This window comes from Actinokineospora auranticolor (assembly GCF_041897805.1).
Classification (GTDB): domain Bacteria; phylum Actinomycetota; class Actinomycetes; order Mycobacteriales; family Pseudonocardiaceae; genus Actinokineospora; species Actinokineospora auranticolor.
Map to the genome: position 1 here is coordinate 6,895,875 of NZ_CP154825.1, position 13,122 is coordinate 6,908,996.

Below are 13,122 nucleotides of genomic sequence, written 5' to 3' on the forward strand. Positions count from 1 at the left end.
GGCGATCGCGGTCGTGCCCGGCTGTTGAACAATCCGACGGTCAGGTCAGCGCCACGCGGAACACCGGGAACTTGGCGGCGGCGGCCAGCAGCTCCTCGTCGGGCGACTTGGCGTCGAGGCCGTCGAAGAACATGCCGACCTCCCAGCCCCAGCGCTTGAGGTAGGCGCGCAGGACGGGGACCTTGTCGGCGTCCGGGAGTTCCACGGCCGTGAAGCGGTCCACGCGCTTGCCGACGCGCAGCTCGCCCTCGCCCGCGACGCGGAGGTTGCGCACCCACTCGGTGTGCCCGCGCGGCGCGACCAGGTACTCGGCGCCGTCGAGGGTCAGCAGGTTGACCGGGTTGGACCGCAGCTCTCCGCTCTTGCGCCCCCGCACCGAGAGCACGCGCGCGCCCCACAGGCTGACGCCGTGCCGGACGAGGAACCGCACGAGGCGGTGGAAGGTGTTGACCTCGACGCGGCCGGGGCGCTTGTAGTGGGCCTGGGTGCTCATGGCGGGGACTCCTTCGAAAGCGAGAGCGGTGCTCTCGGATGATCCCAGTCAACGCGGATCGGCGTTCCTTGTCAAGAGCACTGCTCTCATCTTTGTGCACCGCTCCGACCTGTGCCAGACTCGTGACCATGAGTGCTGGGCGAACCGCGCGGGACCGGGCGCGCACGGAACTGACTCGGGAGATCAAGGACGAGGCCCGCAGGCAGCTGGCGGACGGCGGCGCGGGCAGGCTGTCGCTGCGCGCGGTGGCCCGCAGCCTCGGCATGGTGTCCTCGGCGCTCTACCGGTACTACCCCAGCCGCGACGACCTGCTCACCGCGCTGATCATCGACGCGTACAACGCGCTCGGCGCCGCGGCGGAGCAGGCCGACGACGGCCCGACGCCGCTGGCCCGCTGGCACTCGGCGTGCGCGGCGGTGCGCGGCTGGGCGCTGGCGAACCGGTACGAGTACGAGCTGATCTACGGCTCCCCCGTGCCCGGCTACCGGGCGCCGCAGGACACCGTCGCGCCCGCGGCCCGGGTCGCGCTGGTGCTGATCGGCATCGCGGCCGAGGCCGGGGTGCCCGACAGCGAACTGCCCCCGGTCGTGCACGCGCAGTCCGAGGCCGTCCGGGCGGTGCTGCCGGACGACCTGCCCCCCGGCGCCCTGGCGCGGATCCTGCTGGCCTGGACCCAGCTGTTCGGGATGATCAGCTTCGAGCTGTTCGGCCAGCTCGTGGGCAGCGCGGACCCGGCCGACGAGTTCTTCGGCTACGCGGTCGGGCGGATGGCGGAGTTCGTCGGGCTCACCGACCGGGGTTGATCGCGTCTTCGCGTACCGATCATCGGCGGGCGCGGTTACGGTGCTCTTGGCGTCCGCGACCCCACCGGCCCCAGTTGCAGAACCCTGGAGCCGAGCATGACCACCAACAACTTCGACGCCGCCCGCTTCCTCACCGACGGCGCCCACTTGGCGGCGGTCGTGGAGGCCCCGTGGGACGAGGACACGGCGCGCCGGGTCCTGTGCGCGTTCGAGCACCACTTCCACACGGGGGCGGTGCTGTGGAAGACCACCAGCCGCCCCGGCGACCACCTGGGCTACCGCTTCCTGGCCCGCCTGCACGCCGACACGGTGGACACCGCGCTGCGCCGCGGGCTCATCGTCGAGACGGCGCTGACCCGGCTGGTGCAGGTGTGGGACGCGCAGTTCGACCCGGACGCGGTGCAGTCGTGCGATTTCGACGGCATCGGCGGCCTGGCCAGGACGTGGGTCTACTTCGGCGGGACGCGACCGGCCGAGGCGGTGTTCGACGCCGCGCCCGCCGCGGTGCGGGCGAACCTGGCCGGGCTGGTCGCCGCAGGCCTGACGCACGCACGGTTCGCCGCCGTCGACCACCGCGACGACACCATCACCGCGTACTTCCGGGCCCGGGGTCCGCTCACGGCGCAGCGCTGCGCCCAGGTGCTCGGCGGGATCGCGCTGCCGACGCCGAGCGTCACGACGCTCAAGGCCATGCGCAAGGTGGTGCCCGCGGACTTCTGCATCGGCGTCACCTTCCGCGCGGACACCGGGCACGCCGAGCGGGCCTGCCTGCACGCCGTCGGGGTGCCGGACGACCTGATGCCGCCGCTGCCGCAGCGGGTCGCGGACTTCCTCGACGCCGCGCCGTGCCTGGACACCGACACCGTGCGCGCGCTGGGCTGGTCGTACGGGTCGGCGGGCCAGGGCACGCACCTGGAGGTCGAGCAGGCGTACTGCGGGGACCTGGCGACGCGGCTGGCGGACTGGGACTGCTACCGGACCGGCACGACCAAGCGCGACCCCGTGCTCGCCGCCGCGACCATCCCGCGCGCCCGCAACACCCCGGACGCGCCGACGGTCCGGGTGATCACGCCGGGCGAGCAGGGGATCTGCCGGGACACCGTCGGCGCCCGGGGGCTGGGGATGTACGTGGTCTCCGTGCCCGCGCGCGGCCGGGGTCCGGTGCGCCTTCAGGACCACGAGTCGGCGCTGTACGTGACCCGGGGTCGCATTCGGACCTACTACGGGCACAACGTCGAGCACATGATCGACGCCATCGCGGGGCAGATGGTCTACATGCCCGCCGACCTGCCGCACCTGGTCGCCAACCTCGGCAGCGAGCCCGCCGAGGCCGTGGTGGCGCGGACCGAGGCGGGCGAGCACGGCGTGCGGCTGGTGCCGCACCTGGAGCACGTGGCCGGGCGGCGGTTCGCGGCGGATCTGCCGGTGGTCGCCGGGTGAGGCGCGCCGCAGTGGTTACCCGGCGGTAACAAGGGCTAGAGTGGGCAGGGGTTACCGGACGGTAGCCCAGGATCCGACACCGAGGAGCACCACCGTGGCCCCATCCGCCGCGTCCGCCTCCCGAGTCGTCCGCGACGTCGTGTTCGTCGACGGGGCGCGGACACCGTTCGGGAAGGCGGGACCCAAGGGCGTCTACGCCGAGACCCGGGCGGACGACCTGGTCGTGAAGGTCATCCGCGAGCTGCTGCGCCGGCACCCCGGCCTGCCGCCGGAGCGGGTCGACGAGGTGGCCGTCGCCGCGACCACGCAGATCGGCGACCAGGGCCTGACCATCGGCCGCACCGCCGCACTGCTGGCCGGGCTGCCCAAGTCGGTGCCCGGGTTCGCCGTCGACCGGATGTGCGCGGGCGCGATGACCGCCGTGACCACCACCGCGAGCGGAATCGCGTTCGGCGCCTACGACGTGGTGATCGCGGGCGGCGTCGAGCACATGGGCCGCCACCCGATGGGCGAGGGCGTCGACCCGAACCCGCGGATCATCGCGGACAAGCTCGTCGACCCGACCGCCCTGATCATGGGTCAGACCGCGGAGAACGTGCACGACCGCTTCCCGCACCTGACCAAGCAGCGCTGCGACGCCTACGCCGCGCGCAGCCAGGAGAAGTTCGCCGACGCGGTGAAGGCGGGCAAGATCGGGCCCGAGCTGGTGCCGGTGGCGACCCGGTCCGCCGAGCTGGGCTGGGGCCTGGCCACCGAGGACGAGCCGCCGCGGCCGGGGACCACGGTCGAGGCGCTGGCGGGGCTGAAGACGCCGTTCCGCCCGCACGGCCGGGTCACCGCGGGCAACGCGGCCGGGCTCAACGACGGCGCGACGGCGTGCGTGCTGGCCGAGGAGCGGACCGCGCGCGAGCTGGGCCTGCCGGTCGGGATGCGGCTCGTGGGCTACTCGTTCGCCGGTGTGGAGCCGGAGGTCATGGGTGTGGGACCGGTGCCCGCCACGGAGAAGGCGCTCTCCCGGGCCGGGCTGTCCATTTCGGACATCGGGCTGTTCGAGATCAACGAGGCGTTCGCGGTGCAGGTGCTGGCGTTCCTCGACCACTTCGGGCTCGACGACGACGATCCGCGGGTGAACCAGTGGGGCGGGGCGATCGCCTGCGGCCACCCGCTGGCCGCGTCCGGCGTGCGGCTGATGACCCAGCTGTCGCGCCAGTTCGCCGAGCGCCCGGACGTGCGCTACGGCCTGACCACCATGTGCGTCGGGATCGGCATGGGTGGCACCGTGATCTGGGAGAACCCCATCTGGGACGGGAGCGGGAACTGATGCTGACGCAGGAACAGGCCGCGGAGGCGTTCCCGGACGAGGTCGTCACGAAGGCGACCACGCGGCTGGTGCGCCAGCCGGGGCTGCCGAAGCCGGTCGCGCTGATCACCATCGACAACGGGCACGACCACACGCGCCCGTCGACGTTCGGTCCGCAGAGCCTGGTGAGCCTCAACGCCGCGCTGGACGAGGCGTTCGCCGCCGACCCGAGCGCGATCGCGGTGACCGGCAAGCCGTTCGTGTTCGCCGTCGGCGCCGACCTGTCCGGTGTGGAGCAGGTGGCGACGCGTGAGTCCGCTTTGGACATCGCGCGCAGTGGGCACGAGGTGTTCCGGCGGCTCACCGAGTCCCGGGTGCCGACCTTCGCCTTCGTCAACGGGGCGGTGATGGGCGGCGGTCTGGAGCTGGCGCTGTCGTGCCACTACCGGACGCTGTCGGACAACACCGCCGCCATCGCGTTCCCCGAGGTGTTCCTGGGGCTGTTCCCGGGCTGGGGCGGCACGCAGCTGCTGCCGAACCTGATCGGGCCGGACGCGGCGGTGACGGTGATCATCGAGAACGCGCTGAGCCAGAACCGGATGCTGAAGCCGAAGCAGGCCGCGGACCTGGGTATCACGGACGTGCTGCTGGGCTCGGCGGACTTCCTCGAGCGGTCGTCGCAGTGGGCCGCGGACGTCATCAACGGCAAGACCGCGGTGAACCGGCCCGAGATCGACCGGGGTGCCGGGTGGGACGCGGCGGTGGCGCGGGCGCGGGGGATCGTCGAGGGGCGGACGAAGGGCGCGTCGCCGGGGGCGCTCAAGGCGGTGGAATTGCTGGAACTGGCCCGTTCCGGAGACCTCGACGCCGGGTACGCGGCGGAGACCGAGGCGCTCGCGGACGTGCTGATGTCCGACGAGCTGCGGGCCGGGCTGTACTCGTTCAACCTGGTGCAGAAGCGCGCCAAGCGGCCCGCCGGGGCGCCGGACAAGTCGCTGGCGCGGCCGGTGAACAAGGTCGGCATCGTCGGCGCGGGCCTGATGGCGAGCCAGATGGCGCTGCTGTTCGCGCGCCAGCTGAAGGTGCCGGTGGTGCTGACCGACGTCGACCAGGAACGCGTCGACAAGGGCGTGCGGTACGTGCACGACGAGATCGACAAGCTGGCCGCCAAGGGGCGCCTGTCGGCGGACGGCGTCAACCGGCTCAAGGCGCTGGTGACCGGGTCGCTGGACAAGGCGGCGTTCGCGGACGCGGACTTCGTGATCGAGGCGGTGTTCGAGGAACTGGTCGTCAAGCAGAAGGTGTTCGAGGAGGTGGAGGCGCACGTCAGCGCGGAGTGCGTGCTGGCGACGAACACCTCGTCCCTGTCGATCACCGCGATGGCTGCGGGCCTGCGCCACCCGGAGCGGGTCGTGGGCTTCCACTTCTTCAACCCGGTCGCGGTGATGCCGCTGCTGGAGATCGTGCGCGCGGAGAAGACCGACGACCCGACCCTGGCGACCGCCTTCGCGGTGGGCAAGGCGCTGCGGAAGTCCTGTGTGCTGGTGAAGGACGCGCCCGCGTTCGTCGTCAACCGACTGCTGACCCGGTTCATGGGCGAGGTCGTCCAGGCGATCGACGAGGGCACTCCGTTCGAGGTGGCCGACCACGCGACCGACCCGCTGGGCCTGCCGATGAGCCCGTTGGTGCTGCTGCAACTGGTGGGCCCACCGGTCGCGCTGCACGTCGCGACGACCATGCACAACGCCTACCCGGACCGCTTCACCGTCAGCGACAACATGCGGCGGTTCGTGGCAGCCGGGAAGTCGGCGGTGTGGACGTGGGACGCGGCCGGGAACCAGTCGGTGGACCCGGAAGTCGCGGCCCTGTGGGAGTTCGGCCCCTCGGTGCTGACCGCGGACGCGGTCCGCGAACGGGTGCTGGCGGCCGTGGCCCAGGAGATCCGGATCATGTTGGACGAAGGCGTCGTGGCGGAGGCCCAGGACATCGACCTGTGCATGATCCTCGGCGCGGGCTGGCCGTTCTGGCTGGGCGGCGTGACCCCGTACCTGGACCGCGAGGGCATCTCGGAACGGGTCAACGGCAAGCCGTTCCTGGCCTCCGGGGTCGCCTCGGTCCCGACGGCGTGAGGTGAACCGGGTGGGTCGCCTGCCGAGGCGATCCACCCGGGCCCGCTAGAGGCGACCCATCAGCCCGATGGCGTCGCCGGGCGCCTTGACCTTCATGTCGTTGTCGAAGTAGGCGTAAACGTCGCGGCCGGTCTTGCGGTAGGGAGCGGGTTTGCCGACGACGTGCTCCGAACGCACGTTCTTCCCCGACCGCCAGGTGCGGATCTTCGTCGCCCAGGCGTCGAGCGCGTCGGGTGCGTAGCCGCTCGCGTAGAGCTCCTTGTCGCCGTGCAGGCGGAGGTAGACGAAGTCGGCCGTGACGTCGTCGAGGTGGGGCCACTTCCCCGCGGTGTCCGCGACGACCAGTGCGACCTCCTTCTCCCGCAGCAGGTCCACGAACTCCGGGACCGCGAAGGCCGGGTTGCGGACCTCCATCGCGTGCCGCACCGGCCGATCCGCGTCGGTTTTCGTCCACGCGCGACCTTCGAGGCGCTCGTCGTGGTCACCCGCGAGCGCCGCCGCGGCCGCGGTGGTCCGGGGTAGCCGGTCGAAGAAGTCGGCGAGGACCCGGGGTTCGTACGTGAAGTTCTCCGGCAGCTGCCACAGGACCGGGCCCAGCTTCGGCCCGAGTGCGAGGAGGCCCGAGGCGAAGAAGTTGGCCAGGGGCGAGTCGATGTCGCGCAGGCGCTTCATGTGGGTGACGAAGCGGGGCGCCTTGACGGCGAAGACGAAGTCGTCCGGGGTGTCGTCGTGCCAGCGCTGGAAGCTGGTTGGGCGCTGGAGGGCGTAGAACGAGCCGTTGATCTCGACCGAGTTGACCCGGCGGGACAGGTACTCCAACTCCCGCTTCCGCGCCAACCCCTTCGGGTAGAACTCACCGCGCCAGGGCGGGTAGACCCAGCCCGACGTCCCGACTCGTACGTCACCGGTCACCCGGCCATGGTGGACCGTCACACCGCCGGTTCGCCTGCCGGGTCGCGGAGGTGGAGGCGGGCCAGGCCGTGGCGGGTGCCGACGAGGAGTTCGCCGGGGGTGGGCGCGGCCAGGGCGGTGATGGGGGCGTCGAGGTCGATCTCGCAGGTCGGTGTCCACGGCGCGGCCACGGGCTCGTCCAGCCGCCAGGCGCGGAGGGCGGTGCCCGCGGTCACGGCGACCGGGGTACCGCCGGGTAGGACGGCGCACACGACCGCGCGGACGGGGTCGCCCGCGTCGCCGGACATCCAGACCGGCGCGTTGTGGTCGCCGAGGCGCCAGGCCACCACCTGGCCGCGCGCGTTGCCGCTGACCGCGAGGACGCCGCCGTCGGGGTGGACGAGGGTGGCCAGGGCCGTCGTGGGGTTGTGGCACTGGATGGCGATCTGATCGCCGACCACCCGGCCGGTCGCCAGGTCGCGCACCTGCAGGTAGCCCGCCGACGTGGTGGCGGCCAGCAGCTCCGCGCCGTCGACCGGCGCGACGCGCAGCCTGCCCGGGGGCCGCAGCCGCCACAGGGGTTCCCAGTCCGGCAGGGCGCGCGCCTCCAGCAGGTTGGCGGTACCGGTGATCACGACCACGGGCCGCCCGTCCAGGAGGGTGCCGGTCACCGACGTCGCGCGACCGGCCCACGGGCGCGCCGCGGGCGCGCCGACCCGGCCGTCGCCGTCGAACACCAGCAGCGACCCGTCCTCGTGCAGGGACACCGCGAACTCCCCCGCCCTGGTCACCTCGACGACCGGGGCGGGCCCCGCGACCTCGGTCTCCGCGCCCGACCAGAAGCGGACCCGGCCGTCGGCGTGGCCGCTCACCCGCCACCCGGCCGCGGCCACGACACCCGTCACCCCGACCGGGCCCGCCACGGCCCGGGTGGACGGCGCGAGCACGTCACGGGTGTCCCACAGCCGGACGGTGTTGTCCGCGCTCCCCGACGCGACCACGACCCGGCCGTCGGCGAGCCGGGCGCACGACAGCGCGCCGACCTCGTCGCCGTGCGCGGCGAGCGGTTCGGCCAGCGGCGCGCCGGTGTCGGCGTCCCACACGCAGATCTGCCCCGCCTCGTCACCGCTGAGCACCACCTCCCGGCCGTCGGCGAGGTCACCGGTGATCAGCGCGGTCGGGCGGCGCCCGGTGGGGTTGGCGCGCGCCCCGATCACCTCCCCGGGGCTCAGGCTCCACCGCAGTACCTGGTTCCGCGACAGGGCCAGCACCGTCCGCCGCGTGCACACCAGGGCTTCCGGGGCCGCCATGACCGCGTCGAACCCCTGCCGGACCGGTGTCCCCGCCGCCAGGTCCATGACCCGGATGACGCTGTGCCGCGACCCCATGACGGCCACCGCGGGCACGTCGTCGTTCAGGGTCGCGGCGGCCACGCGCCAGTCGGCACCCGCGTCGAGCCGCAGCGCGGCCGTGGGGCCGATCCGCGCGCCGGTGTCGGCGTCCCACGTGCGAGCGGTGCCGTCGGTGTAGGTGACGATCGCCGCGCGAGCGCGGGTGGACACGATCTGGGCGACGCCCGCGTCGGGCTCGTCGACGTCCCAGGGCACCGGGTCGCCGGTCGCGCAGTCGCGGACCCGCAGACCCGACCCCGCGTCCAGCAGCACGAGCGGCCCGGCGCCCAGGCGCGGTACGCACGCGATCGCGCCGACCCGTTCGTCGCGGTCCAGCCACGGCGGCTGCACGGTCTCGTTGGTGTCCAGGTCGACCACGCGCACGACCCCGCTGTCGTCGCGGCTGATCACCCAGGTCACCCCGCCCCGCAGCGGCGCGACGACCACGTCCTCGACCGGGCGCTGGTGGCGGATCAGGACCTTGTGCTCGACGCTGGGCTCCCAGGCCGTCCACGAGCACCGCCAAGCCGACCCGGTGGCGTGCCGGGCCGTCCGCGCGGCCAGGTCGTCCGCACCGGCCCGGCGGGCGGCGAACTCGAGGTAGGCGGGGCGCTGCTCGACGTCGTGGTCGCGCAGGTGGTGCGCCGCGCGCCGGTACACCGCCGCCGCGCGGACCGCGTCGGCGCCGGTGGCCGCGTCGAGGTGGGGCAGGAGGCCGGGTTGGCCCGCGGCGAGGAGGTAGCCGGGGTCGGTCAGCAGCTCGTCGACGCGGTGCGCGGCGGCGGCGTGCGCGGCGAGGTGCCTTCGCGCGTACGGGGCGGCTTCGGCCCAGTCGGCCGGGACGAGCCCGTCGACGAGGTGGCCGTTGAGTTCGGTGAGCCTGCGCGCGCCCACGGCGTTGCGCAGGTACGCGAGCAGGACGTCGTGCAGCCGGAACGCGTCGCCGACCCGGCTCAGCAGCGACAGGTCCACCAACCGGCGGCACAGCGCGCGGGTCCGCGATTCGTCCGACCCGGCGGTGCCGCGCCAGAGGACGTGCAGGACCGCGCCCGGCAGGTCGGTGTCGGCCGGGAACACGACCAGTTCGCGGAACCGGTCGCGGTCGGCGTCGCCGAGCCGGTCGGTGCTGGCCTCGACGGTCGCGCGCACGGCCTGGTCGCGGCGGTCGGCGCTGTCGAGGTCGAGGCAGTCCGGGCCGTCCTCCAGCAGCTGCTCGGCGACCGAGTCGGCAGCGGCGGCGGCCGTCGAGCCGTCCGCGACCGACCGGCGGATCGTGCTGTTGACCAGGGCGAGCAGCAGCGGCCAGCGCCCGGTCAGGCGCAGCAGGCGGTCGGTGGCGGCCATGTCCGGCAGGCCGCGGGTGAGCAGCGTCCGGCTCTCCACCGCGCTCATCGCGGTGACGATCACCACCTCGGCGTCCGACGGCAGCGCGCCGGGTGTGCGGGTGGTGACCAGGCAGGCGCGGGCCCGCAGGAACGGCGCCAGCCTGCTGGCGGCCCAGAGGTCGTCGACGACCAGCAGCGTCGGCGGCGCCTCCGCGAGGACCTCGCCGAGGCGGTGGCCCGCCGTCAGGGGGTCGGTGAGCGCGGGGCGGCGACCGGTCAGGACCTCGGTGAGGTCGTTGACCTTGTCGGCGAGCAGCGGGTCGGGGACGTGCTCACCGAGGGTCAGCCAGAGCACGCCGCCGGGGAACCGGTCGCGCACCCGGTGGCAGACCTGCGCGGCCAGGGTCGTCTTGCCGAACCCGCCCGCGCCGACGACGCCGACGACCGGGGCGCCGGACCGCACCAGCGCGGCCAACCGGTCGGCCACCCCGGGCCGGTCCACCGGTGCCCGGCCGGGCTCCGGCACCATCCACACGGGCCGTCGGTGACTGTTCGACGTGGTCACCGCGACGGTCTGGGCCTGGATGATGGCGCCGTGTACCGTCCCACTGACCTCGTTGTGGATCTCCGGCACCGCGCAAGTATGCCCGCGAGTGTCACTCAATCGGGCTAATCTGTCGGGGTGAGTCGTGCGCCGTACCGGCGCGTTGCTCCCCTTGGCCCACCCCGTGCCACCGGTCGCCCCCTCAGACGAGCGCGCGCACCCGCCGGGCGAGGCGTTCGGCGTCCTTCGGCGCGTTCCCGACCATCGTGTTGTCGAGGTACACGAACACGTCCCGGTCGCCGCCGGACCACTCCACGGCTCGCGCGGCCCAGGTGTCGATGGCGTCGTCGGGGTACGCGCTCGTGTACAGCTCGGTGTCGCCGTGCAGCCGCAGGTAGGCGAAGTCGGTCGTGTCGGCGAGCAGGCTCGGCCACACCCGGGGGCTGTCGGCGACGACCAGCGCGACGCGGTGCTCGGCGAGCTGGTCGATGAACCGGTCGTCGGCGAAGCTGGCGTGCCGCACCTCGACGGCGTGGCGGCGGTCGGGTGGGAGGAGGGGGAGGAAGTCGCGCAGCAGCGCGGGGTCGTAGTGCAGGGACCCGGGTAACTGCCAGAGGACGGGGCCGAGCTTGGCGCCGAGGTCATCGAGGCCGGAGTCGAAGAACTCGTCGACCCTGGCCCGCGCGTCGCGCAGGCGGCTGGAGTGGGTGATCAACCGCGGCGCTTTGACGGCGAAGACGAAGTCGTCGGGCACGGTGTCGTGCCACCGCAGGTAGTCCGATGCCTTGCGGGGCCCGTAGAAGGTGCTGTTGACCTCTATGGTGTCCACCCGCCGCGCGAGGTAGCCCAGCTCCTCCCGCGCGGGTAAGCCACGCGGGTAGTAGTTCCCGCGCCATGGTTCGTAGGCCCAGCCGGACGTGCCGATCCTGATCGCCACGGGTCCAGGGTGGCAAGGTTGATCACTCCGCGCACGCTTGTGCCCCGGACGGCCTAGTCGGCGCTAGACCGCCGGGAAAGCGACGGTGACGCGGAGACCGCCGCCGGGCACGGGTTCGGCGCTGACCGTGCCGCCGTGCGCCCGGGCGACCGCGCGCACGATGGACAGGCCGAGACCGGTCCCGTTGTGGGACGTGCGGTCGACGATGCCGCGCCGGAAGGGTTCGAACAGCTCCGGCACCCGCTCCGGCGGGATCGCGCGACCGGAGGAGGCCACCTCCAGCGTTGTCCACTGTGGACCGCACAGCGTGCGGACGTCGATCCAGCCGCCGTCGACGTTGTGCCGCACGGCGTTCTCCAGGAGGTTGCCCGCGACCCGTTCCAGCAGCGCCGAATCGCCGACGACGGTGGCGTGCCCGTCGTGGAAGCGGGCCGTGATGCCCCGCCGCTCGGCGTCCGCGCGGGTCGAGCGCCACGCGCCCGCCACGACGACCGGCAGCTCCACCGGACCGGTCGCGCCGACACCGAGCCCGTCGGTGCGGGCCAGCACCAGCAGCGCCTCGACCAGGTCCCCCGCGCGCAGCGTCGCCGTGCGCACCACGTCGGCCATGCGGCGCAGCTCGGCGGCGTCGGCGTCCGGGTCGGACAGCGTGACGTCGAGCTCCGTGCGGATCACCGCCAGCGGGGTGCGCAGCTCGTGGCTGGCGTTCGCGACGAACTGGCGCTGCGCGGAGAACGCGGCCTGGAGGCGGTCGAGCATCGCGTCGAAGGTGTCGGCCAGCTCGGCCACCTCGTCGCGGGCGCCGTGGTGGCCGATCCGCTCGCCGAGCGATTCCACCGACAGCCGGTGCGCCGTCGCGGTCACCTCGCGCAGCGGGCGCAGCACCCGGCCGGTGATCGCCCACGACAGCAGCGCGGTGGCGAGCACGACGCAGACGAACGCGACCGCGCCCGCCAGCAGCACCCGGTTCCTGGCCTCCGCCGACAGCGCCTCCGCCAGCCGCTCCGGCTCGACGCGCACCCCGCCGACGATCACCGTCGTGCCCGCCGGGAACGACGGCACCGACGCGCCGACCCCACCGGCCAGCAGCCAGGCGAGCCACAGCAGCAGCACGCTGACCACCGCGACCAGGCCGGTGGCCAGCAGCGTGACCCGGGCCCGCAGGCCGGGACCCCGCCTGCGCGGGGCGGTCACCCCTCGTTGACCGGCACGCGGTAGCCGGAGCCCACCACCGTGTCGATCACACCGGGATCACCGAGCTTCTTGCGCAGGGTCATCACGGTCACCCGGACGGTGGTCGTGAAGGGGTCGGCGTTCTCGTCCCAGACCCGCTCCAGCAGCTCCTCGCTGCTGACCACCGAGCCGCGCGCGGCGAGCAGCACCTCCAGCACGCCGAACTCCTTGCGGGTCAGCTCGATGGGCCTGCCCGCGCGGGCCACCGTGCGGCGCGCCGGGTCCAGCTCGACGTCGCCCGCGACCAGCACCGGCGGGGTCACCGGGGTGGCCCGGCGGGCCAGCGCCCGGACCCTGGCCACCAGCTCCGGGAAGGCGAACGGCTTGGCCAGGTAGTCGTCGGCGCCCAGGGACAGGCCCTCGACCCGGTCGGCGACGGCGTCGCTGGCGGTGAGCATGAGCACCCTGGTCAGCGCGCCGGACGCGACGATCTCGCGGCACAACTGGTCGCCGTGCATGCCGGGCAGGTCGCGGTCCAGCACGACCACGTCGTACCGGGTCACCGAGGCCTTCTCGTGGCCCTCGTCGCCGTCGAACGCGACGTCGACGGCCATGCCCTCCCGGCGCAGCCCGCGCGCGACCGCCTCGGCCAGGGGCTGCTCGTCCTCCACGATCAGAATCCGCACCCCATCACGG

At 73.6% G+C, this 13,122-nt stretch carries 10 protein-coding genes; 4 read left to right on the plus strand and 6 right to left on the minus strand.

The genetic code is table 11. The features are described from left to right. Nucleotides 1–40: 40 nt before the first annotated feature. On the minus strand, nt 41–493 hold the full coding sequence (locus V5P93_RS29890; RefSeq protein ID WP_104481747.1) for a nitroreductase family deazaflavin-dependent oxidoreductase: 453 nt from the start codon (nt 491–493) through the stop codon (nt 41–43). 128 nt (nt 494–621) lie between these two features. Here V5P93_RS29890 and V5P93_RS29895 point away from each other — a divergent pair, with 128 nt between their 5' ends. The 4 genes from V5P93_RS29895 to V5P93_RS29910 all read left to right on the plus strand — a co-directional run bounded on the left by V5P93_RS29895 (nt 622) and on the right by V5P93_RS29910 (nt 6,165). Next, nucleotides 622–1,296, plus strand: coding sequence for a TetR/AcrR family transcriptional regulator (locus V5P93_RS29895; protein WP_104481746.1), 675 nt, complete (start codon nt 622–624; stop codon nt 1,294–1,296). 96 nt (nt 1,297–1,392) lie between these two features. Next, nucleotides 1,393–2,736, plus strand: coding sequence for an aromatic prenyltransferase (locus tag V5P93_RS29900; RefSeq protein WP_104481745.1), 1,344 nt, complete (start codon nt 1,393–1,395; stop codon nt 2,734–2,736). 94 nt (nt 2,737–2,830) lie between these two features. Continuing rightward, nucleotides 2,831–4,057, plus strand: a complete 1,227-nt coding sequence (locus V5P93_RS29905) for a thiolase family protein (protein WP_104481744.1) — start codon at nt 2,831–2,833, stop codon at nt 4,055–4,057. Next, the gene (locus tag V5P93_RS29910) at nt 4,057–6,165 is read left to right on the plus strand and encodes a 3-hydroxyacyl-CoA dehydrogenase NAD-binding domain-containing protein (RefSeq protein ID WP_104481743.1); all 2,109 of its coding nucleotides are present in this window, start codon (nt 4,057–4,059) and stop codon (nt 6,163–6,165) included. Before V5P93_RS29905 ends, V5P93_RS29910 begins: the two co-directional genes overlap by 1 nt. 45 nt (nt 6,166–6,210) lie before the next feature. On the opposite strand, the gene V5P93_RS29915 is transcribed toward V5P93_RS29910, so the two are convergent. From V5P93_RS29915 to V5P93_RS29935, 5 genes are all read right to left on the minus strand, one after another. After that, nucleotides 6,211–7,077: a DUF72 domain-containing protein gene (locus V5P93_RS29915; protein WP_104481742.1), complete on the minus strand. Its 867-nt coding sequence runs from the start codon at nt 7,075–7,077 to the stop codon at nt 6,211–6,213. A 17-nt stretch (nt 7,078–7,094) separates the two neighbouring features. Next, complete coding sequence (locus tag V5P93_RS29920; RefSeq protein ID WP_104481741.1) at nt 7,095–10,406, minus strand: WD40 repeat domain-containing protein; 3,312 nt, start codon at nt 10,404–10,406, stop codon at nt 7,095–7,097. Between the two features lie 112 nt (nt 10,407–10,518). Then, nucleotides 10,519–11,253 (minus strand): DUF72 domain-containing protein, encoded by a 735-nt coding sequence (locus tag V5P93_RS29925; protein WP_104481740.1) that lies wholly within the window; start codon nt 11,251–11,253, stop codon nt 10,519–10,521. 63 nt (nt 11,254–11,316) lie between these two features. Continuing rightward, nucleotides 11,317–12,447, minus strand: a complete 1,131-nt coding sequence (locus V5P93_RS29930) for a HAMP domain-containing sensor histidine kinase (RefSeq protein WP_104481739.1) — start codon at nt 12,445–12,447, stop codon at nt 11,317–11,319. Then, complete coding sequence (locus V5P93_RS29935; RefSeq protein ID WP_104481738.1) at nt 12,444–13,112, minus strand: response regulator transcription factor; 669 nt, start codon at nt 13,110–13,112, stop codon at nt 12,444–12,446. Before V5P93_RS29935 ends, V5P93_RS29930 begins: the two co-directional genes overlap by 4 nt. Nucleotides 13,113–13,122: the final 10 nt, after the last annotated feature.

Coding starts and splice junctions, on each gene's coding strand:
- V5P93_RS29890 (WP_104481747.1), bottom strand. CDS start 493: ATGAGCACCCAGGCCCACTACAAGCGCCCCGGCCGCGTCGAGGTCAAC.
- V5P93_RS29895 (WP_104481746.1), top strand. CDS start 622: ATGAGTGCTGGGCGAACCGCGCGGGACCGGGCGCGCACGGAACTGACT.
- V5P93_RS29900 (WP_104481745.1), top strand. CDS start 1,393: ATGACCACCAACAACTTCGACGCCGCCCGCTTCCTCACCGACGGCGCC.
- V5P93_RS29910 (WP_104481743.1), top strand. CDS start 4,057: ATGCTGACGCAGGAACAGGCCGCGGAGGCGTTCCCGGACGAGGTCGTC.